This is a genomic window from Lentisalinibacter sediminis, from assembly GCF_040706615.1.
GTDB lineage: Bacteria > Pseudomonadota > Gammaproteobacteria > Steroidobacterales > Woeseiaceae > Lentisalinibacter > Lentisalinibacter sediminis.
On record NZ_JAPDRF010000001.1, the window covers coordinates 226,954 to 250,589 of the forward strand.

At 65.5% G+C, this 23,636-nt stretch carries 26 protein-coding genes; 12 read left to right on the forward strand and 14 right to left on the reverse strand.

The features are described 5' to 3' along the window. Nucleotides 1-72: 72 nt before the first annotated feature. Nucleotides 73-372: a hypothetical protein gene (locus tag ACJMKX_RS01100; RefSeq protein ID WP_405220152.1), complete on the reverse strand. Its 300-nt coding sequence runs from the start codon at nt 370-372 to the stop codon at nt 73-75. Between the two features lie 105 nt (nt 373-477). On the opposite strand from ACJMKX_RS01100, the gene sfsA reads away from it, so the two are divergent. The 4 genes from sfsA (at nt 478) to ACJMKX_RS01120 (ending at nt 4,528) form a co-directional block, all read left to right on the forward strand. Beyond that, nucleotides 478-1,212, forward strand: a complete 735-nt coding sequence (sfsA, locus tag ACJMKX_RS01105; protein ID WP_405220154.1) for a DNA/RNA nuclease SfsA — start codon at nt 478-480, stop codon at nt 1,210-1,212. A gap of 11 nt (nt 1,213-1,223) precedes the next feature. Further along, nucleotides 1,224-2,492 (forward strand): lipoprotein-releasing ABC transporter permease subunit, encoded by a 1,269-nt coding sequence (locus tag ACJMKX_RS01110; RefSeq protein WP_405220156.1) that lies wholly within the window; start codon nt 1,224-1,226, stop codon nt 2,490-2,492. Next, nucleotides 2,485-3,762, forward strand: a complete 1,278-nt coding sequence (locus ACJMKX_RS01115) for a lipoprotein-releasing ABC transporter permease subunit (RefSeq protein ID WP_405220158.1) — start codon at nt 2,485-2,487, stop codon at nt 3,760-3,762. The genes ACJMKX_RS01110 and ACJMKX_RS01115 overlap by 8 nt, the downstream gene beginning before the upstream one ends. An 88-nt stretch (nt 3,763-3,850) precedes the next feature. Continuing rightward, a complete protein-coding gene (locus ACJMKX_RS01120; protein ID WP_405220748.1) occupies nt 3,851-4,528 on the forward strand; it encodes an ABC transporter ATP-binding protein in 678 nt (225 codons plus the stop codon). Here the strand turns inward: ACJMKX_RS01120 and ACJMKX_RS01125 are convergent. Further along, the gene (locus ACJMKX_RS01125) at nt 4,525-5,052 is read right to left on the reverse strand and encodes a DUF2062 domain-containing protein (RefSeq protein WP_405220160.1); all 528 of its coding nucleotides are present in this window, start codon (nt 5,050-5,052) and stop codon (nt 4,525-4,527) included. The two genes, ACJMKX_RS01120 and ACJMKX_RS01125, sit on opposite strands and share 4 nt — an antisense overlap. Before the next feature lie 65 nt (nt 5,053-5,117). Between ACJMKX_RS01125 and ACJMKX_RS01130 the strand changes: the two genes are divergently transcribed. The 6 genes from ACJMKX_RS01130 to kdsB are packed head-to-tail and all read left to right on the forward strand — an operon-like array spanning nt 5,118 to nt 12,059. Further along, the gene (locus tag ACJMKX_RS01130) at nt 5,118-7,412 is read left to right on the forward strand and encodes a DNA internalization-related competence protein ComEC/Rec2 (RefSeq protein ID WP_405220162.1); all 2,295 of its coding nucleotides are present in this window, start codon (nt 5,118-5,120) and stop codon (nt 7,410-7,412) included. 36 nt (nt 7,413-7,448) lie between these two features. Further along, nucleotides 7,449-8,075, forward strand: coding sequence for a MotA/TolQ/ExbB proton channel family protein (locus ACJMKX_RS01135; RefSeq protein ID WP_405220164.1), 627 nt, complete (start codon nt 7,449-7,451; stop codon nt 8,073-8,075). Further along, nucleotides 8,072-8,488 carry an ExbD/TolR family protein gene (locus ACJMKX_RS01140; protein WP_405220166.1) on the forward strand — a complete coding sequence of 139 codons (417 nt, stop codon included), beginning with the start codon at nt 8,072-8,074 and terminating at the stop codon, nt 8,486-8,488. The genes ACJMKX_RS01135 and ACJMKX_RS01140 overlap by 4 nt, the downstream gene beginning before the upstream one ends. Nucleotides 8,489-8,494: 6 nt before the next feature. After that, entirely contained in the window at nt 8,495-10,255 is a 1,761-nt protein-coding gene (gene msbA / locus ACJMKX_RS01145; RefSeq protein WP_405220167.1) for a lipid A export permease/ATP-binding protein MsbA, read from the forward strand. 2 nt (nt 10,256-10,257) lie between these two features. Then, nucleotides 10,258-11,247 carry a tetraacyldisaccharide 4'-kinase gene (gene lpxK / locus ACJMKX_RS01150; protein WP_405220169.1) on the forward strand — a complete coding sequence of 330 codons (990 nt, stop codon included), beginning with the start codon at nt 10,258-10,260 and terminating at the stop codon, nt 11,245-11,247. A 56-nt stretch (nt 11,248-11,303) separates the two neighbouring features. Continuing rightward, nucleotides 11,304-12,059 (forward strand): 3-deoxy-manno-octulosonate cytidylyltransferase, encoded by a 756-nt coding sequence (gene kdsB, locus ACJMKX_RS01155; protein WP_405220750.1) that lies wholly within the window; start codon nt 11,304-11,306, stop codon nt 12,057-12,059. 3 nt (nt 12,060-12,062) lie between these two features. Here kdsB and ACJMKX_RS01160 read toward each other — a convergent pair whose 3' ends face one another. Next, a complete protein-coding gene (locus tag ACJMKX_RS01160) occupies nt 12,063-13,226 on the reverse strand; it encodes a glycerate kinase family protein (RefSeq protein WP_405220170.1) in 1,164 nt (387 codons plus the stop codon). A 475-nt stretch (nt 13,227-13,701) separates the two neighbouring features. On the opposite strand from ACJMKX_RS01160, the gene ACJMKX_RS01165 reads away from it, so the two are divergent. Beyond that, nucleotides 13,702-14,034, forward strand: coding sequence for a hypothetical protein (locus ACJMKX_RS01165; protein WP_405220171.1), 333 nt, complete (start codon nt 13,702-13,704; stop codon nt 14,032-14,034). Nucleotides 14,035-14,092: 58 nt separating this feature from the next. Here the strand turns inward: ACJMKX_RS01165 and ACJMKX_RS01170 are convergent, their stop codons facing one another. From ACJMKX_RS01170 to ACJMKX_RS01220, 11 genes are all read right to left on the reverse strand, one after another. Beyond that, complete coding sequence (locus ACJMKX_RS01170) at nt 14,093-14,890, reverse strand: hypothetical protein (protein ID WP_405220172.1); 798 nt, start codon at nt 14,888-14,890, stop codon at nt 14,093-14,095. 16 nt (nt 14,891-14,906) lie between these two features. Continuing rightward, nucleotides 14,907-15,143, reverse strand: coding sequence for a hypothetical protein (locus ACJMKX_RS01175; RefSeq protein WP_405220174.1), 237 nt, complete (start codon nt 15,141-15,143; stop codon nt 14,907-14,909). Nucleotides 15,144-15,878: 735 nt separating this feature from the next. Beyond that, nucleotides 15,879-17,072 carry a phage major capsid protein gene (locus ACJMKX_RS01180; RefSeq protein WP_405220176.1) on the reverse strand — a complete coding sequence of 398 codons (1,194 nt, stop codon included), beginning with the start codon at nt 17,070-17,072 and terminating at the stop codon, nt 15,879-15,881. 208 nt (nt 17,073-17,280) lie between these two features. Next, on the reverse strand, nt 17,281-17,469 hold the full coding sequence (locus ACJMKX_RS01185) for a hypothetical protein (RefSeq protein WP_405220177.1): 189 nt from the start codon (nt 17,467-17,469) through the stop codon (nt 17,281-17,283). 126 nt (nt 17,470-17,595) lie between these two features. After that, complete coding sequence (locus ACJMKX_RS01190; protein ID WP_405220178.1) at nt 17,596-17,850, reverse strand: hypothetical protein; 255 nt, start codon at nt 17,848-17,850, stop codon at nt 17,596-17,598. A gap of 132 nt (nt 17,851-17,982) precedes the next feature. Then, nucleotides 17,983-18,276: an HNH endonuclease signature motif containing protein gene (locus ACJMKX_RS01195; protein WP_405220179.1), complete on the reverse strand. Its 294-nt coding sequence runs from the start codon at nt 18,274-18,276 to the stop codon at nt 17,983-17,985. Further along, entirely contained in the window at nt 18,276-18,539 is a 264-nt protein-coding gene (locus ACJMKX_RS01200) for a hypothetical protein (protein ID WP_405220181.1), read from the reverse strand. The genes ACJMKX_RS01195 and ACJMKX_RS01200 overlap by 1 nt, the downstream gene beginning before the upstream one ends. A gap of 125 nt (nt 18,540-18,664) precedes the next feature. Then, nucleotides 18,665-19,159, reverse strand: a complete 495-nt coding sequence (locus tag ACJMKX_RS01205) for a hypothetical protein (protein WP_405220182.1) — start codon at nt 19,157-19,159, stop codon at nt 18,665-18,667. Then, the gene (locus tag ACJMKX_RS01210) at nt 19,152-20,435 is read right to left on the reverse strand and encodes a VapE domain-containing protein (RefSeq protein ID WP_405220184.1); all 1,284 of its coding nucleotides are present in this window, start codon (nt 20,433-20,435) and stop codon (nt 19,152-19,154) included. The genes ACJMKX_RS01205 and ACJMKX_RS01210 overlap by 8 nt, the downstream gene beginning before the upstream one ends. A gap of 524 nt (nt 20,436-20,959) precedes the next feature. Next, nucleotides 20,960-21,178, reverse strand: coding sequence for a helix-turn-helix transcriptional regulator (locus ACJMKX_RS01215; RefSeq protein ID WP_405220186.1), 219 nt, complete (start codon nt 21,176-21,178; stop codon nt 20,960-20,962). Between the two features lie 733 nt (nt 21,179-21,911). Continuing rightward, a complete protein-coding gene (locus ACJMKX_RS01220) occupies nt 21,912-23,027 on the reverse strand; it encodes a tyrosine-type recombinase/integrase (protein ID WP_405220188.1) in 1,116 nt (371 codons plus the stop codon). 140 nt (nt 23,028-23,167) lie between these two features. Between ACJMKX_RS01220 and ACJMKX_RS01225 the strand changes: the two genes are divergently transcribed. Next, nucleotides 23,168-23,623: a low molecular weight protein-tyrosine-phosphatase gene (locus ACJMKX_RS01225; protein ID WP_405220189.1), complete on the forward strand. Its 456-nt coding sequence runs from the start codon at nt 23,168-23,170 to the stop codon at nt 23,621-23,623. Nucleotides 23,624-23,636: the final 13 nt, after the last annotated feature.

Consider the following 23,636-nt stretch of genomic DNA (forward strand, 5'->3'; position numbering starts at 1 on the left):
CCTGCAGGCGGCCCGTGAGTATCTCATAACCGGCGCGTCGTTGCCGGCGCCGCTCTGGCCTGGGTGGTGGCCTCAGCCGGCGCTCTCGCGCTTCAGGACGGCATGGATCACCCGGTTGTGCTCGAAATAGACCACGAACCCGGGATACTCCCAGCGCGTGATCGGCGGCTCGCCGACCGGCGCCCGGCGCATCGCCGGCTGTCCCCACTCGGACTGCACCTTCTGCATGGTCATACCCCGGGTGGGCCGATCGCCGCCGGTGAGCATGGCACTGCCGGCGTCCATGTCGAGGCTCTCCCCGTTGGCGGTGCCGCCCAGGGCGAGCAACAGACCCGTCGTCAGGGCGGCAAGCGTGAGTTTCAGGCTCTGCATGGCGGCTCTCCGCTTTGAAACCGGGTCGAATATAGCACCGGCCGCATTGAGGAAAAATGTCGTAGTGCGTAGATTTGCCGGAATTTTTGTTGTAGGGAGCCGGCCGTGGAGTTCGACCGCCCGCTGCGCGAGGCCCGACTGGTGCGTCGCTACAAGCGTTTTCTGGCCGACGTGGAATTTGCCGACAGCGGGGAGGCGTGCACCGTGCATTGTCCGAATACGGGCGCCATGACCGGCTGCGCCGAGCCCGGCTCCCGCGTCTGGCTCAGCCACTCCGACAACCCGCGGCGCCGCTACGCTTGGACCTGGGAGCTGGTGGAGACGCCCGGCGGCACCCTGGTGGGCATCCACACCGGCCGCACCAACGCCATCGTCGGCGAAGCGCTGGAGGCGGGCCGCATACCCGAGCTGGCCGGCTATTGCGCGGATCGTTCCGCGGGGGAACGAGGCCTGCGGCGGGAGGCCAGATATCCGGATTCTCGCAGCCGGGCCGACTTCCTGCTCGCCGGCGAGCCGCCCTGCTGGGTGGAGGTCAAAAACGTCACCGCGGCGGTCAGCGGCCGCCGCGCCGTCTTCCCCGATGCCGTCAGCGCGAGGGCGTCCGCGCACATGCGCATGCTGGCCGAGCGCGTGCGGGCCGGCGATGCAGCGGCCCTGGTTTTCTGCGTGCAGCGCGACGACGTGGACGTCGTGGCGCCGGCCCGCGAGATCGACCCCGCCTACGGCGAGGCACTCGACGCGGCGGCGGCCGAGGGCGTGCAGGTGCTCGCCTGGGGTGCCGGCGTCACGCCGCAGGGCATCTTCCTGGACCGTCCGCTGGAGGTGGACATCGCCGGGTGAGGCGGCAGCCGTTGTGGTTTAATCCCGCCATGGCCGGCATGAAGGGACCGCTGGAACTCGCGATCGGGCTCCGATACCTGCGTGCGCGCCGGCGGACCCGCTTCGTCTCGTTCATCACGCTGGCGGCGTCAATCGGAATTGCGATCGGCGTGGCGGCGCTCATCGTCATCCTGTCGGTGATGAACGGCTTCGAGAACGAACTCCGCAGCCGCCTGCTGAGCATGACTGCCCATGCCTCGGTGACGGGCGCCGACGGCACCCTGGAGCGATGGCCGCAGTTGCTGGACCGGGTGCGCGCTCAACCCGGGGTGCTGGCGGCGGCCCCCTACGTGGAATTCGAGGCAATGGCCCGGTCCCGCGCCGGGCTGCAGCCCCTGTTCGTCACCGGCATCGACCCGGATCTGGAGACCGGCGTCTCGGCCGCCGCCTCCAGCATGGTGTCGGGGCGGCTCGGACGGCTGGAGCCGGGCAGCTTCAACATCGTGCTGGGCCGGCTGCTGGCGATCAACCTGGGGGTGCGGGTGGGCGACGAGGTGATGCTGCTCATCCCGCGGCTGACGGAAGGAGAGGTCCGCCCGGAACTCCGGCGCTTCCACGTGGCCGGCGTGTTCGAGGCCGGACTGCAGGACCATGACGCCTCGCTGGCGCTGGTCGCGCTCGAAGACGCGGCGGCCATCCAGCGGTTCGGCGACGCGGTCAGCGGTATTCGGGTGAAGACCGACGACGTCATGCAGGCGCCTGCAACCGCGGTGGCGCTGGAGGAGAGCCTCGGCGAGGGCTACGAGACCAGCGACTGGAGCCGGGAGAACGCGAGCTACTTCCGCGCGGTGCGGCTCGAGAAGACCATGATGTCGCTGATCCTCTCGCTCATCGTCGCCGTCGCCGCTTTCAACATCGTGGCGAGCCTGGTCATGGTGGTCACCGACAAGGAGACAGACATCGCCATCCTGCGGACGCTGGGCATGAGCCCGGGCAGCGTGCTGCGCGTATTCCTCACCCAGGGGCTGGTGATCGGGTGGGTGGGTGCCATCGGCGGCGTGGCCCTCGGCACGCTGCTGGCGGTGAATGTGCCGGTGATCGTGCCGCTGCTGGAGCAGACCTTCGGCTTCCAGATCATGCCCGGCGACGTCTACTACGTGACCGAGATCCCCTCGGATCTGCAGCTGGCCGACGTGGTCGCGATCGCCACGGCGGCACTGGCGCTCACGGGCCTGGCCACCCTGTATCCGGCGCGGCGCGCAGCGGCGGTCGAGCCGGCGAGGGCGCTGCGCTATGACTAGGGCTGTCTCCCGGCCATCGCCCGGCGCGAGATACTGGGAGTGGCTGGTGGGCACGCGCTACGTGCGCTCCCGCCACCGCAACAGCTTCGTCTCATTCATCTCCCTGATCTCGATGGCGGGCATCGCGGTGGGCGTGATGGTGCTCATCGTGGTCCTGTCGGTGGTGAACGGATTCGAGCGCGAACTGCAGGAGCGCATCCTGGCGATGTCCGCGGAGGCGACCATCGAGGGTCCGGCGGGCAGGCTCGAGGACTGGCAGCGGCTCACCGAGGGCGCGCTTGCCGACCCGCGCGTGCGCGCAGTGGCGCCGTTCGTCTCGGGCCGTGGGCTCGTGGCGGGCGCTGCGGCGATGAGCGGCGTCGCCATCCGCGGCGTCGACCCCGTCCGGGAGAAGGACGTCTCCGGCATCGAGGGGCTCATGCGGGAAGGCTCGCTCGCCGATCTGCAACCCCGCTCCTACCGGGTGATCCTCGGCGTCGACCTGGCCGATGCGCTGGGCGTTGCGCCCGGCGAGCAGGTACTGCTGATGCTGGCGGAAGGCGTCGTGACGCCCGCCGGCCTGATCCCGAGGATGCGCCGTTTCACCGTGGCCGGCACCTTCCGCGCCGGCATGTACGAGTTCGACCGCCGACAGGTCTTCATGCATATCGACGACGCCGCCCGGCTGTTCCGGCTTGGCGACGACGTGAGCGGACTGCGGCTCGCGCTGGGCGACCTGTTCGGCGCGCCGGCCATCGTGCGCGAGGTGGCGACGTCGCTCGGCGGCGGCGTCCTGGTCAGCGACTGGACGCGGCGGCACTCTGGCTTCTTCCGCTCCATCAAGATCACCAAATCGATCCTGTTCGTGATCCTGTTGCTCGTGATTGCCGTGGCGGCATTCAATATCGTCTCCACGCTCGTGATGGTGGTGAAGGACAAGCAGCGCGACATCGCCATACTGCGCACCCTGGGCGCGCCGCCCGGCGGTATCCTGTCGGTGTTCGTGATACAGGGCGCCATCATCGGCGTCATCGGTACGGGCGTCGGTCTCGCGCTGGGCGCGGCGCTGACGCTGAATCTGGAGACGATCGTGGGTCTCGCCGAGGGGGCTCTGGGCTTCAAGTTCCTGGCGCCGGACGTGTATTTCATCAGCGATCTGCCAGCGGACCTTCGCGCCGGCGACCTGGCGCTGATCGGTGGCGTGGCGCTCGCGCTGTCGCTGCTGTCGACGCTGTATCCTGCCTGGCGGGGCGCGCGCACGGACCCGGCAGACGCCCTGCGATTCGACTGATTTCCGGGCGCAGCGGGCAGAAATGGCGGCGGCAGCCACCACGTCGCACATAGAGGATAGGCAAGGGAAGAGCACATTGACGGAAGGTATGGAGCCGGTCATCGAGTGCCGGGGACTGAAACGCAGCTTTCGCGAAGCGGGCGGCGAACTGACCGTGCTGGAGGGTGTCGATCTCACGGTGATGCCCGGCGAGCGGGTGGCCATCGTCGGCGCTTCCGGCTCGGGCAAGACCACGCTGCTGCAACTGCTCGGCGGGCTCGATGCGCCGAGCGGCGGCGAGATCAGCATCTGCGGCCGGGCGATGCACCGGCTCGGCGACGGCGAGAGGGGCCGGCTGAGGAACGCGGCGATCGGTTTCGTCTACCAGTTCCATCATCTGCTGCCGGAGTTTACGGCGCAGGAAAATGTGGCCATGCCGCTGCTGATCCGGCGGGTGGAGCGTGCGAGCGCGCTGGAATCGGCGCGGGAACTGCTCGCCCGGGTCGGGCTCGCCGAGCGCACGCATCATAAGCCCGGTGAGCTGTCGGGCGGCGAACGCCAGCGGGCGGCGGTGGCCCGCGCGCTGATCACCCGGCCGCGGGTGGTGCTCGCCGACGAGCCCACGGGCAATCTGGACGGGCATACCGGCGAGCACGTGCTGGATCAGATGCTGGCGCTGAATCGCGAATACGGCACGAGCCTGGTGATCGTGACCCACGACCTGGCCATCGCGGCGCGGATGGACCGGCAGCTGGAACTGAAGGACGGCCGGCTCGCGCCGGCCTAGCGGTGGTTGCTGCGCCGGGCCGCACGGCGGCGCCGCGCACGAACGTAGCCGCTGACCGACAGCCGCCAGATCAGGTTCAACGAGAAGTAGCCGACGGCGGCGGTCGCGCTGCCGAGGATGAAGCAGCCCAGCAGGAAGGGCTGCCAGATGCCCATCATCTCCGTCACCGAGTCGGCGGGGATGTCCACGTTGGCCCGGGTCCGCATCTCCAGGATGGCGGCGCCGACCCGGTAGGCCGCGTAGTAGAAGGGCCCCATGGTCACCGGGTTGGTGATCAGCGTAGCGAGGACGGCGACAGGGATGTTCACCCGCAGGGCCAGCGCGACCAGCGCCGCGATGATGCTGTGCCCGGGCACGGGGATCCAGGCGCAGAACAGCCCCACGCCGACCCCCGGCACGATGCTGCGCCGGCGCGTGCTCCAGATGCGTGGCTCGTGCAGGATGCGCTCGAACGGACGCATATACCACTGCCGGGCCACGGCATGGCGGTCGAAGTTCAGCCGGCGGAAGAAGCGTCTGGGCATGGTCCCTGCAGGGCACGGTGTCCGGGCGGGGTCATCTTAACGGATCGGGGCAGGGGATTCCGACGATGGCGGTCACGGCTCTCGCCCTGCTCGCGGGTATGCTGCTCACCGCCCGTCTGCCCGCTCTGCCGCCGCTGTGGCTCATCCTCACCGGCCTCGCAGTGGGCGTCGCCGGCCTGGTGCTGCGTCCGGCGCGGCTGCCGGCCGTCGCCCTCGCCGGGGCGGCCTGGTTCGCGCTGCATGCCCACTGGCAGCTGGCCGACCGCCTGCCTGCTGCCGACGACCGCCTGGAGACGACCGCAACGTTCGTGATCGAAGACTTTCCCCGCCGGCGCGGTCGCGCGGTGACTTTCGTGGCCCGTGGCACCGATCCGGCGTTGCCGGAGCGGATAAGGCTGAACTGGTACGAGCCGGATACGGTGCCGCGCATCGGTGAGCGCTGGCGCTTCACGGTGGTGTTGCGCGCGCCCCGCGGCCTGGTCAACCCGGGCGGCTTCGACTACGAGCGATGGCTCTTCACGCGGGGCATCGGTGCCACCGGCTACGTGCGCGGCGAGGGACGACGCCTCGGCGGACCCGGTCCGCGGCGGCTGGCCTGGTGGCGCTCGCGGCTCGAGAGCGCGCTTGCGGCCGTGCTGCCGAACGGGGCCGGCCGTGGCGTCATGGTGGCGCTCGCCACCGGCAGCCGCCATCGGCTGGATGCGGCGTCCACCGAGCTGTTCCAGGCGACGGGCACCTCCCACCTGATGGCGATTTCCGGGCTGCACGTCGGGCTGGTCGCCGGCCTGGTTTTCGCCCTGGCGGGAAGGTCGCCCGGCGTCGGCGGACGGGACCGCGCCGCGCTGCTGGCGCTGGCGGCGGCCACGGTCTACGGCCTGCTGGCCGGCTTCGGCACGCCGGTGCGTCGGGCGCTGCTGATGCTCGGCACCGTGGTGCTCGCCGGCCGCTGGCGCCGGCCGCTCGGGCCAGTGACCGGGCTCGCCCTGGCGCTGATCGTCGTCCTGCTGGTGCAGCCCCTCGACTGTCTCACGCCCGGTTTCGCCATGTCATTCGGCGCCGTGGCGGCGATAATCGCGATCGCGGGCAGCGACGCCGCGCGGGGGGATAGCGGCGGTGCCGGCGGCAAGATCCGTACCCTGGCGTCCCTGCAGTGGCGGCTCTGGGTGCTCCTCGCGCCACTGACGCTGCTGTTCTTCGACCGGATCGCGTGGTCGGCCATCCCGGCCAATCTGGTAGCCATTCCGGCGTTCGGCCTGTTCGTCGTGCCGGCGACGCTGGCCGGTGGCGTCGCGGCGGCTGCCGGTGGAGTTGCCGCATTACCCGCCGCCTGGCTGCTGGCCCTGACCCACGCGGCCCTCGATCTCGTGCTCGACTTGCTGCAGTGGCTGGCCACGCTGCCGGGCGCCGGCTACCGGCCGCCGGGCCGCGGCCCGATAGTCATCGCGCTTGCCACCGTCGCGACGCTGTCGCTGTTGCTGCCCCGTTGTCTCCCGGGCCGCTGGATACCCGTGTGGTTGACCCTGTCGCTGCTGCTGTGGCGGGGAAGCGGGGTGCCTCCGGGCTGCGTCCGGGCAGACGTGCTGGACGTCGGTCAGGGGCTCGCGGTGGTCGTGCGCACGCGTCATCACGCGATGCTCTACGATGCGGGCCCGGCCTACGCCAGCGGCTCCGATGCGGGCGAGAGGGTGGTCGTGCCGGCGCTGCGCACGCTCGGTGTGCGGCGCCTGGACCTGTTGATGCTGAGTCATGCCGACAACGACCACGCCGGCGGCGCGGCGAGCGTCGCCGCCGCCGTGCCCGTGGCGCAGGTGGCCAGCGGCGAGCCGGGCGAGCTGGCCGGCGTGGACGCGGCCGCCTGCGAGCGCGGTGGCCGCTGGTCCTGGGACGGCATCGGCTTCCGCGTGCTCTGGCCGGCGGTCGCGGGCGCCGCCGGCAATGACGGCTCCTGCGTGCTCGAGGTGAGCGCCGGCGAACGGCGCCTGCTGCTGCCGGGCGACATCGAGCGCGACAGCGAGCGGCGGCTGCTGGCGGCGGGGGGGCTGCAGCGGGCGGACGTGGTGCTGATGCCCCATCACGGCAGCGCCACCTCGTCCAGCGCGGCACTGGTCGATGCCCTGAGACCCCGTGTCGCGATCGCGACGGCCGCCTGGCGCAACCGCTGGGGCTTCCCCCGCCCGGAGGTCGCCCGCCGCTGGCAGGCGGGCGGTGCCCGGGTGATGAGTACCGGCGACTACGGGGCGCTTGCGATCACGCTCTGCAGCGACGACCGTGAAGCGCAGATGTCTGCGCGCAGGGACTCACGGCGTCGGCTCTGGTCGCCGGCTCCGCCGGCCGGGGCTTCTGGTCCCGGCAGTTCCTAGCAGGTATATTTCCGTTTTCTGGCGCAGCCTTGGATTATGGTCGAAATCATCAAAGCCGGCGGCTGGCTGATGCTGCCCATTATCCTGTGCGCGGTCCTCGCCATGGGCATCATGCTGGAGAGGCTCTGGTCACTGAAACAGGAACGGGTGGTCCCGCAGGATCTCACCGCCCGGGTCTGGGGCTGGATCAAGAAGAACGAGCTCACCCAGAGCCACATCCAGTCGCTGCACCAGGGCTCGCCGCTGGGCCAGATCCTGGCCGTGGGCCTGGTCAACCGCAACCGGGACCGCGCGGTGATGAAGGAGAGCATCGAGGATACCGGCCGCCACGTGGTCCACGAACTCGAACGCTACCTGGATACCCTCGGTACGATCGCTGCGATCTCGCCGTTGCTGGGGCTGCTCGGCACGGTGGTCGGCATGGTGGAGGTCTTCACGGCCATCACCACGCAGGGCGTCGGCGATCCCGGCGCGCTCGCGGGCGGGATCTCCGAGGCGCTGATCACGACGGCCGCCGGACTCACCGTGGCCATCCCGTCCCTGATCGGTTACCGCTATTTCCGCAGCCGTGTGGACGCACTCGTGGTGCAGATGGAGAAAGAGGCCCTGAAGCTGGTTGAAGCCGTGCAGCGGCGGCGCGACGCGGGACAGCGTCAGTCATGAACCTCGCCACCCGATCGAAGGAGGAGCCCGAGGTGAACCTGACGTCGCTGATCGACGTTGTGTTCCTGCTGCTGATCTTCTTCATGGTTTCCACCAGTTTCGTGAAGGAGTCCCGGCTCACCATCACGCTGCCGGAGGCCGAAAGCGTGGCTCCGGCCGCCGAGGCAGAGCGCCTGGAAGTGGCCATCACCGCCGCCGGCGCCTTCCTGGTCAACGGGCGGGAGCTGGTGAACAACAGCCCGGTCACGCTGCGCCGCGCGCTGCTGGAGATCTCCGGCGGCGACACCGGTCTGCCGGTCACCATCGTCGCGGACGCCGACGCCCGCCACCAGTCGGTGGTAACGGTGATGGACGTCGCCGGCCGCATGGGCTTCGTCAAGATCGACATCGCCACGGTCGCCGGCGAGGACTGATTGGTCATGGCCGTCGTCTCCGTCGATTCCCACGGGCTCTCCGTCTATCGGCGCCTGCTCGGCTACACCGCCCGCCACCGGCTGGTACTGATACTGGCCGGCATCGCCATGGCGCTCTCTGCGCTGGTGGAGGCGGGCATCGCGATGCTGATGGAGCCCCTGATGGACGAGACGCTGCTCGCGCGCAACGAGAGCGTCGCCGCCTGGATGCCGATCGCCTTCGTCGCCGCTTTCCTCGTCCGCGGCATCGCCGGCTTCGGCTCGGAGTACGGCTTGGGCTGGATCGGCCGCCAGATCATCACGAAGCTGCGTGACGAGACCTTCGACAAGTACCTGGTGCTGCCGGCCTCGTTCTTCGATACGCGCTCGTCGGGACCGCTGCTGTCGAAGATGACCTACAACATCGAAATGGTGGCCGAGTCCGCCACCAACGTGGTTACCGTGCTCATCCGCGACACGCTGAAGATCATCTCGCTGCTTGGGGTGATGATCTATCAGAGTCTGATGCTCACGGCCTTCGTCGCCCTGGTGGTGCCGCTGATCGCGGTGCTGATCGGCTACCTGAGCAAGACCTTCCGCCGCTACTCCCAGCGCATCCAGAACTCGGTGGGCGACGTCACCCAGGTGACCGAGGAAGCGGTGCAGGGCCACCGGGTGGTGAAGGTGTTCAATGGCCAGGACTACGAGCGCCGCCGCTTCGGTGCAGCCAACGAGAACAACCGTCGTCTGAACATGAAGCTGGTCGTGGCCAAGGCCGGCGGCATCGCCGTGACCCAGATGCTGTTCGCGGTCGGCGTCGCGGGCGTGGTGTACGTGGCCGGCGCGCAGTCGTTCGCCGGTGAACTCACGCCGGGCACCTTCACGGCGTTCATGACGGCGATGGTCTTTCTCCTCGATCCCCTGCGCCGGCTCACCAACATGAATGCGCCGCTGCAGCGGGGCATCGCCGCCGCCGACAGCGTGTTCGAGGTGCTGGACATGGAGGCGGAGCAGGACACCGGCACTTGGGAGGTGGACCGGGTGGCCGGCAAGGTGGAGTTCCGCGACGTCAGTTTTGCCTACGCGCAGGAGAAAGGCGTGGTGCTGAGGGACGTGAACCTCACGGTCGAGCCCGGGCGCACCGTCGCCATCGTCGGCCGGTCCGGCAGCGGCAAGTCCACGCTGGTGAGCCTGCTGCCGCGCTTCTACGAGACCGACTCGGGTGAGATCCTGCTCGACGGGCGCTCGGTGCGCGACTACACCCTCGCCAGCCTGCGCGCGCAGATCAGCCTGGTGAGCCAGGACGTGGTGCTGTTCAACGACACCATCGCCAACAACCTGGCATACGGTGCGGCCGGCGGCGTCGACCGCGCCGACATCGAACGGGCCGCGGAGCACGCCTACGTGATGGAGTTCGTGCGGGAGTTGCCGCTGGGGCTGGAGACGGTGGTGGGCGATCGGGGCGTGCTGCTCTCGGGCGGTCAGCGCCAGCGCATCGCCATTGCCCGCGCGCTGCTGAAGAACGCGCCCGTGCTCATCCTCGACGAGGCGACATCGGCGCTGGACAGCGAATCCGAGCGGCGTATCCAGCGCGCATTGTCCGAACTGATGGAGGACCGCACGACCCTGGTGATCGCGCATCGGCTGTCGACGATCGAGAACGCCCACCTGATCGTCGTCATGGAGGCGGGGCGGGTGATCGAGACCGGTACCCACGAGGAGTTGCTGCGGCGCGAGGGGCCCTATGCCATGCTCCACCGCATGCAGTTCAGCGATAGCCAGGCCTGAGGATGCGCCGCTGGCTGGAAGACGTCTGGTACGGCCAGGGTTCCGGCGGCCTGCTGCTGAGGCCGCTGGGCGCGCTGTTCGCTTTCCTGGTGGGCCTGCGGCGCCGTCTGTTCGCGGCGGGTGTGCTGCCGCGACACCGCGCGGGCGCACCGGTGATCGTCGTCGGCAACATCAACGTCGGTGGTACCGGCAAGACCCCGCTGACCCTGTGGCTGGCGCGCCGGCTCGCCGAACGCGGCCGTCAGCCCGGCGTCATCAGTCGTGGCTACGGCGGCGAACCGGGGCCGCGCCCGCTGCGGGTGGAGCCTGGCTCCGACCCGGCGCGCGTGGGGGACGAGGCGCTGATCTTCGCCCGCCATGCAGACTGCCCCGTGTACGTGCATCCGGACCGGGTGGCGGCCGCGAGGGCCGCTGTCGAGGCCGGCGCCGACGTGATCATCGCCGACGACGGCCTGCAGCACTATCGGCTGGCCCGGGACTACGAGATCGCCGTGGTCGACTTCGACCGGGGCCTCGGCAACGGCCGCTGTCTGCCGGCCGGCCCGCTGCGCGAGCCGCCCGCGCGGCTCGACACCGTCGACCAGGTCTTCAGCCAGGGCCTGACCGGCATCGACCATGCCATCGGCTTCACTCTGCGCCCGGAAGGGGCCGTGAACGTGGCCGACGACTTGCGGCGCGACCTCGCGGAGTTCTCCGGCCAGGCGGTCTACGCGATCGCGGGCATCGGCAACCCGGCCCGCTTCTTCCGTATGCTGCGCGACGCGGGGATGAAGGTGATCGAGCATCCGCTCGCAGACCACGCGGAGCCGTCGCGGCAGGAGCTGGACCCGCCGGATACCCTGCCCGTATTCATGACCGAGAAAGACGCGGTGAAGGTGACCGGCCGCGCCGGGCGGCGTCACTGGTACGTGCCGGTGAGCGTCGATATCGATGCGGCCACGGCAGACGCATTCCTGGAGAGACTGGATGAGCGACTGGATGCGGCGCGATGAACCCTGGCTCCGAGAATAGCGCCGAGAGCAGCGCCGACAACGGCGCCGGTGTCTCCGTGCCATTCCACGTGGTCATACCGGCGCGCTACGCCTCCGAGCGGCTGCCCGGCAAGGCGCTGGCGGATATCGCCGGCCGGCCGATGATCCACCACGTGTGGGAGCGGGCGCGGGAGAGCGGCGCCGAGAGCGTCATCGTCGCGACGGACAGTGACCGCGTGCTCAAGGCGGCCCAGGCCTTCGGCGCGGAAGCCGTTCTCACCCGCGAGGATCACGCATCGGGTACGGACCGGATCGCCGAGGTGGCGCGCAGCCGGGGCTGGTCGGACGAAACGATCGTGGTCAATCTGCAGGGTGACGAGCCGCTCATGCCGCCGGCGCTGATCGGTCGTGCCGCCTCGCTGCTGGCGGAGGGCGGGGCGGACATCGCCACGCTGGCGGCCCAGCTGCACGATGTGCACGAGTTCCACGACCCCAACGTCGTGAAAGTGGTGGTGGACGAGGCGGGCTATGCGCTGTATTTCAGCCGCGCGCCGATCCCGTGGCCGAGGAGCGCGGCCGCCGAGCCGGGGCGGGTGGCACCCCGTCATGCGCTGCGCCATCTGGGTCTCTATGCCTACCGCTGCGGCGCGCTGGCACGTCTGGTGGACGCCGCGCCCGCGGAGCTGGAGCTCACCGAACGGCTGGAACAGCTGCGGGCTCTTCATCTGGGTCTGCGTATCCGCGTGGGCGTCGCCGGGCAGTTGCCGGCACCTGGCGTCGATACCGTGGCGGACCTGGAACGGGTCCGCCAGATTCTCTCCGAGCGGCTCTGACCTTCAGCGGGCGCCGGCGCGCTCCAGCGCCGCCTCGCCGGCTGCCGCGGCCAGCAGCGTGGATGCGTGGCGCATGCTCTCGCGGGGTGTCAGTCCGGGGCCGATCAGCCGCCATTCGGTGAGGCCTGCAGACAGGACGGCGTCGGCATCCGGTCCTGCCGCCCCGACCAGTGCCACCGTCGGTACGCCCCGGGCGGCGGCTGCCCGTGCGACACCCAGGCAGGCCTTGCCGGCGAGCGTCTGCCCGTCGATACGGCCTTCGCCGGTCAGGCAGAGATCGGCTCCCTGCAGACGCTCGCCGAAGCGGCAGGTCTCCAGCACACGTTCGATGCCGGATTCCAGCCGCGCGCGGGCGAAGACCGCGAGCCCGGCGCCGAGTCCGCCGGCGGCGCCGCCGTAGCGGAGGGTGGCCATGTCCGCGCCCAGCTCCCGCCGCACGAGGCGGGAGAGGTGGGCAACACCTTGCTCCAGTTCCGCGACGTCCGCCGGGTCGGCGCCTTTCTGCGGCCCGAAGACCGTGGCCGCGCCCGCGGCTCCGAGCAGCGGCGCATCCACGTCGCAGGCGCCGATGACCTCCGCGCCGGCGAGGACCGCCTCCGCGCCGCCGGCCCCGATGTGGCGGGCTGAGAGGAGGTCGCCGCCGGTCAGAGGGGCTTCGAGCAGGCGGCCGGGGCCATTGCCGTCGCCATCGCCCTCGCGGAAACGCCACCCGAGGGCCTGGGCCATGCCGCAGCCGCCATCCACGGTGGCGCTGCCGCCCAGTCCCACGATCAGGCGCCGGGCGCCGGCACGGGCGGCGGCGAGCATCAGTTCGCCGACGCCGAAGGTGGTCGTCCGGCGCGGGTCCCGCCGGGTCCTCGGCACGAGTTGCAGTCCGGCGGCCGCGGCCATCTCGATGATTGCCGTGTCCCGGTCCACGAGTCCCCAGCGGGCGACGACGGGCTCGCCGCAGGGGCCGGTGACGGGACTCTCGCGGTATTCCCCGCCGAGGGCGGACACCAGAGCTTCCACCGTGCCTTCGCCGCCGTCCGCGACCGGGCAGACGTCCACCTCGGCGTCGGGCAGCGCGCGACGCACGCCGTCGGCCATGGCAGCTGCGGCCGCCGTGGCGGACAGGCATTCCTTGTAGCTGTCGGGTGCGCAGACGACCTTCACGCTGGCGATCACTTCTCTCCGGTCCGCCCGGTGTCGATGTTATAGAATCCGGTTGTCCTGAATGTAGCAAGGCGGCAGCCTGGGAGCAGAGCGACGGTGACGGAAACGAGCGAGAAGGTCTCGGTACTCTTCGTCTGCATGGGCAACACTTTTCGTCACCCGTAAGCTTTCGGAATATAAGAAAAAACCGGACCCGCGTAGCAATTTCGTAGCAAAGCCAAGCCCGCGTAGCAACTACAAATAGCGTCATATGCGGTCAGTTGAGGCATGTAGCAAACTGCCGCGCCCAGATGTCCGCGAACGCGGCCTGTAACGCCGTTATCCGGCCCGCTAGATAGGCGTCCTCGATCATATCCCCGATATCGGGGTCTGGCGGGCGGCATCGTTCGATCCAGTCCATACGGTCACGGTAGGAAATCCCACGGAATGCAGCGCCCGCTATTTGTTGGCACTATCGGCAGAAACACCAAATTACGGAGGGGGAGCAATGGCGCGTTATGAATTCCAAGTCAAAGGCTCGGTAGCGGAGCCTTACACCGTCACCTTTGAGCGCAGCGGCGCAAACCTCACCGCGCTCTGTACCTGTAAGGCCGCGCAGAACGGCCAGCACTGTAAGCACCGGCTCGAAATCATGCGGGGGGAGTCGAAGGGGATCGTCAGCGACAACGTGGCAGACGCGGCCAGCGTGCCCGCGATGGTGGATGGGTCAGACGTAGAACCCTACCTGCGAGAGGTGGAGCGCCTTGAGGCTGAGGCGGGAGAGATCAAGAAACGGCTAGCGGGAGCGAAAAAGACACTAGCGCGCCGCATGATGGATTAACGCCTTGGGTGTACGTTAAGTATTTTTAGTTTCTGGCCCGGACGCTGTGCTGTCGTCGCTAGCCATTATTGGCCTCATCGTGCTTGTGAAATTCTTCGTAAAGATCGTGATCAAAGTTTGTGAACGACACTATTTCGGAGGTAAGAACAAAGGTAACAATCTGATCGATGCCTATGTCTGCCGACTCGTCGTCTAGCCACCGATAATCAGTGGTGAACTCCACCCTGCCTTTTGCATCTCTGTATCCACTGCGTACTGGCAAGATGGATATACCACTACCGGCCGATGTCTTGCCGCCCAAATCTGGGGTACCAAAAACCAAGCCAGCATAGACTTTTCCAGTCCGGAGAGTGATCAATAATTCCTGTCCTTGCATATTGGCATTGTGCACAGACCGCTCAAAATCACTCCCGTAGATCATCGCGTATTTGTGAGTAAGCTCCCTCTCAGAGATGACATATTTGAAAAGTAAGACGTTCGCCAACTGCGGCGTCAAAGAACTTAGCCAGAAGGTCGCAACGGACAGCCAAGGCAATGACTCTTTCGTCGGAGGGAAAAGTAACTTTAGGGGAGCGCCCGCCGCATCAGAGCGCGAAAAGTCGAACGGCCAAGCGTGTGGGAGAACGGCGGCGCCCTGATCGGCCGCCCAGGCAAAGCACAAGTCAATCACCCACGCACCGGCCGTCAGAAGCCACCAAAGGACGGTGACTAACTGAAACCATACTGCGCCGACAACTACTGTCCAAAATGCCAGCGCATAGCCGGTAGACAGTTGGATTAATGTTCTAGATGGAGCGAACGTGCGAGCAAAAACGAACCCGCCTGCCAATACCAAAATGAGATAGGCAGACTCCATCGGGAGGTGACTGGATTTAGCTCGCCTTCTTCGCCAGCCTTACCGCGCGCCAGTACTCTTTCGGGTCAAGGCGAATCGCACCCGTAGCCGTAACTGTTGCTGGCAGGCTCTTGATCCTCTCGGCGGCAGTTTTCTTTTTCTTCACTGAGGCTGCCTTCTTGGCTTTACGAGCGGCTTTTGCCTTTTTGTGATGACTCCGCGAACGGATCATGCTCAAAACTCCAGAATAAAAGGTTAAACCACTGAATTTCATAGTGCATTACCATTGGTCGAATGTCCAGTTTTAGGCGTAACGCGACAATCGGCACCCGTTCGATCGCTACGCGGATACCCTCGGCGGCTCATCCATAGACGCGGCGAGCAAGTAATCCAACAGGTTTTGCCGGTGACGGCACAGCGTAGACCGTGGAATGCCCAACTGATCCGCCCGGCCCGACAGGGACCGTGGACCGTCTGCCAGGTAGCAATGTATTGCGGTGCGCTGATGCTCTCGCGGTGCCCGCTCTAGCAGTCTCATCATCTCCACGATATGCGGTGCGCAATCCCGATCATATAGCGGAGTCGAGCCATAGACCGGATTGTCATTGGCAACCCGTTTAGGGTGTATCGGGTTGACGCCATACCAACCGTTGACGCCGCCCCGGAGCCATCCGGCCAAGTCTAGTAGTGCATCGTGAAGGGGTCGCCGCAAGTGATCCATGCCGATGTATCTCCGACTCACGGACACGGAGTAGCTCGGCGCAATCGCGCACCGTTAACCCGCACTCACTTAATGCCCGGATTTTTGAATAAGGGTTCATGCCATCTCCAAATCGGCTCCCGACGCCGCCCGCCTTGAGAGACACGGACGACGCCGGGGCCGCTGCCTGCCGTGCGCGGAGTAGACGCCGCAGGCTCTGTGAGGTTGTTGCGAATCGCGGCCACTCTCACAGTAACGCCGCGCCGCACCTATCGGCTCACGCCGCCCCGTGCGGGAGGGCCCGATAGGTTATGCGTCCGCGTACTTCAGCACCTTGATGGCCTGGTCATTGAGCACGATGCCGCCGACTCGACGCCTGACGTACCATTTGATTTGGCCAGGAGTCGAAATATTGTCGTCCACCGTGATCCGAATATCGGAACGCTCGGCCAGCAGATACGCGCGATTCCAATTGGCAAGGGCAATCGGGTGTGCGTCTGCCGCGTATGCAGGCATGGCATCGGTCAGATAAACCGGATAGCCCAACAGCCGCCCCGGTACGCCGTCCTGAAGGCTCGGCTCAAACAGGTACTGATTGTTGGAGTCCTTCAGCTTGCGGATCACCGTCATGGTGGCGTTACGCATCACCCACGCCACGCGGTCGCCCATCAGATAGCCATCCTTGAAGGCACCCGCCAGGTCAAACAGATCGTCCGCGTGAAGCATCACCGGAGAGGTGCTGTTCATCGGGATGTACTGAAGGGTTCCGGCGGTACGCTCCGGGCTGGCATCGTCTGCCGTGGTAACCGGGCTCGCGTTGAGAAAACCAGTCGGCTTGTTCGTGCCGTTGCCCGACACAATCGCTGTGGCTTCCTGTGCCGCGAAGGCGTCACCCACCTCACCGACAAGCCAATCACCGACATCGAAGAAGATGTCCTGCAAGGCTTCCTCGGAGGCTTTCGGATAGGCGTACACCGTGCCGAAAGTCGGCTTGCGCTCCACCAGGTCGGAGGTGTCCGTCTCGCTGCGGGAGCCACCTTCACCGACCCAACCGCTGCCAGCGGCATTCTTGGAAACAAGGTGTGCATAGTCGGAAGATCCAACCTGCTGCACCCGGACCAGCTGCCGGAAGGGGTTAAGGGTAGTGACGCGCCGCTCTACCTGGTCAGCAATCAGCGCGGGAAGGGCATAGCCGCCGCTAGCGTCCGTGCCGATGGTGACGTTTTTCTTCGCCATCTCATTTTCGGCTTCTTCGAGACGCCGCTTTGCAGCACCGTTACCGGGAGAGCGCATCCACTCAACGAAAACGTCTTTGTGCTCGAACTGATCGCGGCTGTAGTAGTTGTCGTCATTCGCGGCCGTTTTGCGCGGAGCATCCCTCTTAGATTCCAGGATTTCGATCCGGTCCAAAAGTTCGGCCTGTTTCTTGTCGGCCTGTGTCTTGAATGAATCGAACGAATCGACAACGGAATTAACCGCGTCGAGCAATTCTCTATTAGCCATGATTTGTGTACCTCAGTTGGTTAACGTGAGGCACGCGCAGGAACGCTAAAGGCGGGATCGCCAGGCGCACTCATGCGCGAGCCATTCAACTGCGAGGCGTTCGGTGCCTGTCCGATGCGGACATTTCACGAAGGCTTCCAGCGTCCGGCCCGCGCCGTTCGATGCGAACATGCGTAGGCGATATTTGTAGGACAATAATAACACGAAATCAGTTTCTTGTGAATTTGGAGTTCAGGCTTTCCAGTTGCTCGCGGAGTTCTGCCGCCTCGGCTTCCGACTCAGTCACCAGGCCGCGCCATCCGTGACGAAGTACCGCATCCACCTGGCGGGCAGATAGGCCAAGCTCACGGAGTGCCGCCTTAACCTCTTTCCTCGGCGGTAACTCGATCTCAGCCACGCTTCGCCTCCGAAATGGCAATCTTCGCCTCTCGCTGAGAGTAGCCATTCCTCCGCAGTCGCCGCTCCGCATAACGCGGCCCGTTACGCTTCAGCCAGCGCCGGATTCTGAATCGGGAAAACAACATCAATGCAGCGCCTCGTCACCGTCCTCTTCCAGCTTGTCGGCCATCTCTCGAAGGGTTGCTGCGGTGCCCTCGGTGCCAGCCATGCCCAACAGCACCCACACGGATGCGCCCATCAACAACCGCCAGCTATCATCCGGCGATAGCGTCTCGGCTAGAGTCCGGGCAATGGTCTTTACCGACTCGGTAGCCCGCGCCCGCAGTTCGGCCTCGCTCATGTTCCGCAGTCGCTCGGCATTGGTTCCAGCTTCACTCATGGTTTGCTCCATAATTCGGTTTTTTGGGTTAAAAAAAAATTTTCATTCAGAAAACAAAAATTGTTGAGGTTTAGCAAAGGAAAACTGCCGGCACCGGTCGTATTGCCAGACTCCCAGAGCGCACCCCGCCCCCTACCGGTACCAATGATGTTTGGGGTCCAGCGGTAGCCCATCCTTGTCGCTGCCCGCTTTGCCACCTCGCTCTAGCCGCTGCTTTACCGAGTCATGACAGGGCTTACATAAGCTCTGTAGGTTCGTGAGGTCGAAGAACAGCACCGGGTCGCCCCGATGAGGCCGGATGTGATCCACCACCGTCGCCGGTGTCAGCCGTCCACGCTGCTCGCAAAACACGCACAAGGGGTTATTGGTCAGCCAAGTGATCCGAATACGCCGCCAACGATTCGTGCCGTGGAGTCTGTGCCGCATCAGTGAGTGTGTCCCTGCTTGTTGTCCATTCGATGCCAGAGAGAATCACGCGCATCCGCTGCCACGGTTTCCGGGTCTATCTGTAACTCCGGGAAAGCATTGATCGTCAGCGCATACCAAAGGCTATGAAGCTCCCTGATCGCACGGCCCACACGCTCGGCATCTAGGTCGTGCTTAATAGCCAGTTCCTCCACTACCCGGAAAAGGTCTTGCCCGTCCCGTAGTGCCTGGCATTCGTCGCAATCTGTCTTTCGTTCAAACATCGTCGTTGTCCTCCATCATCTCCGGCTAAACTCACAGAGGTTCACAGAGAAAAAATTCCTACCCTTACGCGTGCGCGCGCGTTTGGAGAAGTCATAAGGAATTGGCACTACCACCCTCTGTGAGTTCAGAACGGCAGCCCGTCGGCAGGGTCTGGCTCGAAGGCGTCCGGCCTCTCTCGCATGGCTTGCTCATGCTCGTTATGCAGCCGCTCGGCCTCATCATTGCGCCGCCGTTCCTCGGCGTGGAATTCCTCGACGCTGGGAAGCGCCCAAGTGAATCCGGTAATGCTTTCCAGAATCGGGGTGATTCGTTCCCGATCTTCCAGGCAGCGGAAACAGACAGCACCGCCTTCCATTGGCCCGTTCGCCATCTCCACCTTTGTGTAAGCCCGCTCATTGAGACAGCCGCACACGGAGCACGGCAGACGGACTAGCGTATTGCTGTCCACCATGCGGCACTCGACGTGGCTTTCCTCCGTGGTGATGTCGCCCAGAAGCTCCAGCACGTCCCGAAGTCCCTCGGCCACCTCCCCGGCCGATAGGTCATTCCGCACGGCAGATTGGAGGCAGTTAAAGAAAACGTCCCGCGCCAGCATCTCTGTCTTGTTCAAGTCATCCATTAGCTTTTCTCCTGCTATTTCTCGATTGCTTTGCGTACAACACACGCCGGTTGGGATACCGGCCCTTTTCACCGACGCGCCTCCACCCCAGGTCGCCCATTGCCGCGACCATCTCGGGGCCGAGCCTGCGGGCTTTCTCCATATCCTTCGGAAGTTCCAGGCCGAGCGCGTGCCGGAATACATCGGTAGTCGTCACCTCTGAGACTCCCTTGGCTTCCAGCCGGCCGAGGTAGTCGGCAACATGCTGCTCTAGCTCCGTGCGGTACTCGCGGCGCTGCTGCTCGCGCTCTGCCGCATTGGCCCGCTCTCCGGTGAGGTGCCACGGCTCGCCGTGTCGGTAGAGGTGCACGGCCTCTGCCCATAGCTGGCCCCGTACCTGTGCGAGCGCGTCCAATTCGACGTAGTTAGCCCGCACCGGCCAGAATCGGCGGTTGCCCGTCCTGTCCCTGAGATAGGCGCTCTCGTTCGTTGTGGCGATGAATACGCACTGTCGGGGTACGTCTATGGCCCGCTTGCCGTAGGGTGGCCTGTAGCGGTCCACACGGCGCGTTATGAACGCCTTGGTAGGCTCCACCTCGGAACGCCTGAGCGCGGCCAGCTCGGCCAGCTCCACAAGCCACACGCCCGCCAGTTGCAGGGCGGCATCCTTCGAGTGCAGATCGGGGATCGAGTCGGTCGTCCAGGGGTGGCCTAGCGTCTGCATGGTGCGAGACTTGCCCACGCCTTGACCGCCTTCCAGCACTAGAACATGGTCAGCCTGACACCCTGGTTCATAGATTCGCGCCACCGCCGACACCATGAACGCACGGCCCACGGCGGCTAGATATGCTGAGTCCGCATCGGCGCTCAGGTAGTCGGCTAGCCAATGGTCTAACCGTGGCTCTCCGTCCCATTCCAGGCCGTTGAGGTAGTCCCTTACGGGGTGATAGGCGTTATCCCTTGCGACACGCTGCACCGCCTCGCCAATGGCATTCCGCGCCCTTATGGGGATGTCCTGCTCTTGGAGCCATGCCATTACGTCGAGGTCGTCCGCATCGGTCCATTCCTCGCCCACCGTGGCATCGCGCCAGTGCACCTCCCGGCCGATCTCCACCTTGTTTGAAAACTGGTTAAACCGGGCGGCACCCTTTAACGCGGGAGCATGGCGCAGCGCCGCTAGGACGTTCGCCTCATCGCCCTGGTAATTGCCGTTCCGATCCGTGCGCAGCTTGTCTTTCCACCTCTCGTCTTGCGGAATGGCGCGCAACGCGGATTGGCCTTTGCCGTATTCGATCACGCGGCCCTCCCGCTGCGGATGGCCCGCAGTTCCGGCGGCCTGCGATAGCGAATCAGATTGAGCGCGTGAGACAGTCGGCCAGCGCACCGGGTCATGGTGTCGAGGTCGTCTTGTGACGCCTCACCGGAAAGGGCGATTGCCTCCGTTACCATCGTGGCAACAAAGATTTCATGCGCCACGCTCTCTAGTACGTCTCGCGGGTTCCAGGGTTCGCCGCGTACGTGGTGAGAAACCGCCTTCGGCGGCATCAGATCCCGCAGTTTCATCCCTACCGCATCGCAAACGCTCTCAACGTCACAGCCCGCGAAGCAATGCAGCAACAGCCTGCCGTCATCGCACGCCCGTATGGCTAGGCTCTGTGACTTGCCTTGATGGGCGGGGCATCGCGCCCGGTACTTGCCGCCCCCGCAATCCTTCACGCCATCTAGGCGCTGCAAAAGTTCATGTATAATCATTGCCATCCCCGCCGCCTGCTGTGCGCTGTCTCGCCAAAGAAAGACGCACGCCAGGCGGTATTTTTTTGCCTAAGCCGCTACCTCGCTTTCCGTACGCGCGCGGAGCCGCTTTGGCACCGCCCGCAATTCCTCGACAGGCACGCGGGTGCCCTTCGTGCCGATCTTCACCGGCCGAATGAGTCCGTCTTTAACTAGCTGGTAGAAAGCCGTTCGGCCGATACCCAGGGCAGCACACGCCTGGTCCACGGTCGCCATTACCGGCTCAATAGGGGAGGTGGTCTGTGTCATCGTTCTCTCCGCTGTTCTGTAGAACGTGAGCGGAGTATGGCGAACGATGGTGGGCCTTGAGTCTCGGCCTAATTCAATCCAAAAAGGCTAATTCCGAGGGGTGACTATATGGCGCTCTTAATTAGCGTTTCTACGCTAGGCTCGCTCTCGCCGTCCTCCGGCTCTACGTAGCCGACAATCTCTAGGGCAGCCCGCGCAAAGTTGTAGAAGTGTGAGCGCCGAGAGTAGGCGGGCGGTTTGCCGATATTTTCCCGCCAAGAGTCTGCCAGTGTGGCGACTAGCTGTCGGGCATCGCGCCTAGGTGGTGCTCCGCGCTTGGGGGCCGGAGCGGCGGCAATAGCGGCCTCACGAATCAAGAGCGCCGATTCTGCAATCTCGCGAAGCCGGTCTGACTGTACGTAGCCGCCGGTTCGCCATGTCCGTGCGACGATAGCCGCGCGCAGCGTCTCTTGTGTTTCAGGGTCAAGATCAATCAGTGCGGCTAGAAACTTATCTGCCGCCCTTTCAACCTTGATGAGTGCGCGCCGCGCATCGCCCGGCATAGGCACCCTGTCCTCAACGTAGAGATGCACAGCAAGGCTTGCTGCCGCGACTAGATGCGCTGCGCCGTCATCAGACGCACCGGCCGTCATCGCCAATGCGGTAAGCCGCTCTCGGTCCTCACTGGTCAGATGGTCGCGGACCCATGATCCACCGCGCCCGCCTAGTGCCTTCAAATCTGCTCGGTTAACGCTCACCGGTTCGCCTCCATGCGGACTACATTCTGCGGCCTCACCACGCCTAGCAGGCGCTCGATCTCAGCCGCCCAAGTCTCTGCGGCATCCTTGCGTTCAGTTTCATATTCGGCGCGGTTGTAGACCTTCATAACGCCCTGTAGGACGTGGTTAAGGCACCGCTCTACAACGTGCGGGGCAATGCCAAGTTCATTCAGGCGGGTGGCGTAAGTGCGCCGCAGATCGTGCGGAGTGAAGGCGGGGTCAATCTTGTACTTGACGCAATGTCGCTTCAGCCACGCTTGCGCCGCAGTCGGGGAGGTGTCCGAGACTAGCGGCTCGTTGTCTTTGCCACGGTCGCCAATGACGCCCAGAGCAAGGGGAGGGAGGTGTACCCAATGGGCGCGGCCATTCTTGGAATGCTCCGGCGGGATATGCAGCTGGTCGTCCTCAACGTCTGCCCATGTCGCCATCCGCGCCTCACCGATCCGCAAGCCGGTTAGCAGTAGGAGCCGGATTAGTTTCTGGTGGGGGCCGTCATGATTCCAGATATGCCGGATTTCATCGTCTGTCAGCACCCGCTCCCGATCCTGCGCAGACGGGCCACAGACGCGCTCGGTAATGCCATCGGCGGGGGAGGTATCCAGCCACCCAAGCTCCACGCCATAGCCAAACATTTGCGCCGCGATCCTGCGCAGATTGTTGGCCGCGACCGTGCCGCGCTTTTTGTAGGCCGTGAGCATGTCCACCACATCGGACCGCGAGACTCTCCGCAGCGGCTTGTCTCCCAGGTCGGGAATAATGGCGCGATCCATGTAGCCGCGTACGTGGTGGGGTCGGCGGTAGACGCCTTTTATGCAGTCCTTGTACCAGCGTTCGGCCAAGTCCTCGACGGTCCCGCGTCCGGTGCTTTTGGTAGCCAGCTTCGCGGCCTCTGCTCGGGCCTCTTTCAGTCCATACTCATCCAGGCTACCAATGCGGTCCTGTATCCGCTGGCCCTTGCTGGTTTTCCGATACCACCAGGATCGCGCCCCGGCGGGTGTAATGCGAAGATAGAGCCCATTACCATCGGCGAGCCATTTATCATTCTTGCCGGGTTTGGTACGAGTTACCTTGATGTCCGTGAGCTTCGACATTTGCCGCTCCGTGTAGCAAGTCCACGTAGCAAATGTAGCAAGAATTCAGGCGAATTACCACGGACGGAGACGGACAGAGGCAATATTAAGTGACTGATTTAGATAGCCAAAAACCTAGTGTTTCCGTGCTTTTTGTTTGCATGGGCAACATCTGCCGGTCACCGACCGCGGCCGGCGTGTTCCGCAAGCTGGTGGTCGATGCGGACCTGGAGGAGTTCGTGCACATCGACTCGGCCGGTACTCACGCCTACCACACGGGCGAGCCGCCGGATCAGCGGGCGGCAGCCGCGGCGGAACGACGCGGTTTCGACCTGTCCGGCCAGTCCGCCAGACGGGTGTCCGCCGAGGATTTCGAGCGCTTCGACTACGTCCTCGCGATGGACAGGGACAACCACGAGATCCTGCTGGGCGCCGCGCTCGAGGACCATCACGGCAGGATCCGCCTGTTCCTGGAGTTCGGCAGCGACCCCTCCCGCCAGGAGGTGCCGGATCCCTACTACGGCGGCGCGGTAGGCTTCGAGCGGGTGCTCGACCTGGTGGAAGATGCCGCACAAGGCCTGCTGCGCGACGTCCGGGCGAGGCTCGGGCGGGCCTGAGCCGGCTGCCGCC

Excerpts from the sequence above, each read along its gene's own strand:
- ACJMKX_RS01100 (WP_405220152.1), bottom strand. The coding sequence starts at position 372 with ATGCAGAGCCTGAAACTCACGCTTGCCGCCCTGACGACGGGTCTGTTG.
- ACJMKX_RS01115 (WP_405220158.1), top strand. The coding sequence starts at position 2,485 with ATGACTAGGGCTGTCTCCCGGCCATCGCCCGGCGCGAGATACTGGGAG.
- ACJMKX_RS01120 (WP_405220748.1), top strand. The coding sequence starts at position 3,851 with ATGGAGCCGGTCATCGAGTGCCGGGGACTGAAACGCAGCTTTCGCGAA.
- ACJMKX_RS01125 (WP_405220160.1), bottom strand. The coding sequence starts at position 5,052 with ATGCCCAGACGCTTCTTCCGCCGGCTGAACTTCGACCGCCATGCCGTG.
- ACJMKX_RS01130 (WP_405220162.1), top strand. The coding sequence starts at position 5,118 with ATGGCGGTCACGGCTCTCGCCCTGCTCGCGGGTATGCTGCTCACCGCC.
- ACJMKX_RS01135 (WP_405220164.1), top strand. The coding sequence starts at position 7,449 with ATGGTCGAAATCATCAAAGCCGGCGGCTGGCTGATGCTGCCCATTATC.
- ACJMKX_RS01140 (WP_405220166.1), top strand. The coding sequence starts at position 8,072 with ATGAACCTCGCCACCCGATCGAAGGAGGAGCCCGAGGTGAACCTGACG.
- msbA (WP_405220167.1), top strand. The coding sequence starts at position 8,495 with ATGGCCGTCGTCTCCGTCGATTCCCACGGGCTCTCCGTCTATCGGCGC.
- lpxK (WP_405220169.1), top strand. The coding sequence starts at position 10,258 with ATGCGCCGCTGGCTGGAAGACGTCTGGTACGGCCAGGGTTCCGGCGGC.
- ACJMKX_RS01165 (WP_405220171.1), top strand. The coding sequence starts at position 13,702 with ATGGCGCGTTATGAATTCCAAGTCAAAGGCTCGGTAGCGGAGCCTTAC.
- ACJMKX_RS01170 (WP_405220172.1), bottom strand. The coding sequence starts at position 14,890 with ATGGAGTCTGCCTATCTCATTTTGGTATTGGCAGGCGGGTTCGTTTTT.
- ACJMKX_RS01175 (WP_405220174.1), bottom strand. The coding sequence starts at position 15,143 with ATGAAATTCAGTGGTTTAACCTTTTATTCTGGAGTTTTGAGCATGATC.
- ACJMKX_RS01180 (WP_405220176.1), bottom strand. The coding sequence starts at position 17,072 with ATGGCTAATAGAGAATTGCTCGACGCGGTTAATTCCGTTGTCGATTCG.
- ACJMKX_RS01190 (WP_405220178.1), bottom strand. The coding sequence starts at position 17,850 with ATGAGTGAAGCTGGAACCAATGCCGAGCGACTGCGGAACATGAGCGAG.
- ACJMKX_RS01195 (WP_405220179.1), bottom strand. The coding sequence starts at position 18,276 with ATGCGGCACAGACTCCACGGCACGAATCGTTGGCGGCGTATTCGGATC.
- ACJMKX_RS01200 (WP_405220181.1), bottom strand. The coding sequence starts at position 18,539 with ATGTTTGAACGAAAGACAGATTGCGACGAATGCCAGGCACTACGGGAC.
- ACJMKX_RS01205 (WP_405220182.1), bottom strand. The coding sequence starts at position 19,159 with ATGGATGACTTGAACAAGACAGAGATGCTGGCGCGGGACGTTTTCTTT.
- ACJMKX_RS01215 (WP_405220186.1), bottom strand. The coding sequence starts at position 21,178 with ATGACACAGACCACCTCCCCTATTGAGCCGGTAATGGCGACCGTGGAC.
- ACJMKX_RS01220 (WP_405220188.1), bottom strand. The coding sequence starts at position 23,027 with ATGTCGAAGCTCACGGACATCAAGGTAACTCGTACCAAACCCGGCAAG.
- ACJMKX_RS01225 (WP_405220189.1), top strand. The coding sequence starts at position 23,168 with ATGGGCAACATCTGCCGGTCACCGACCGCGGCCGGCGTGTTCCGCAAG.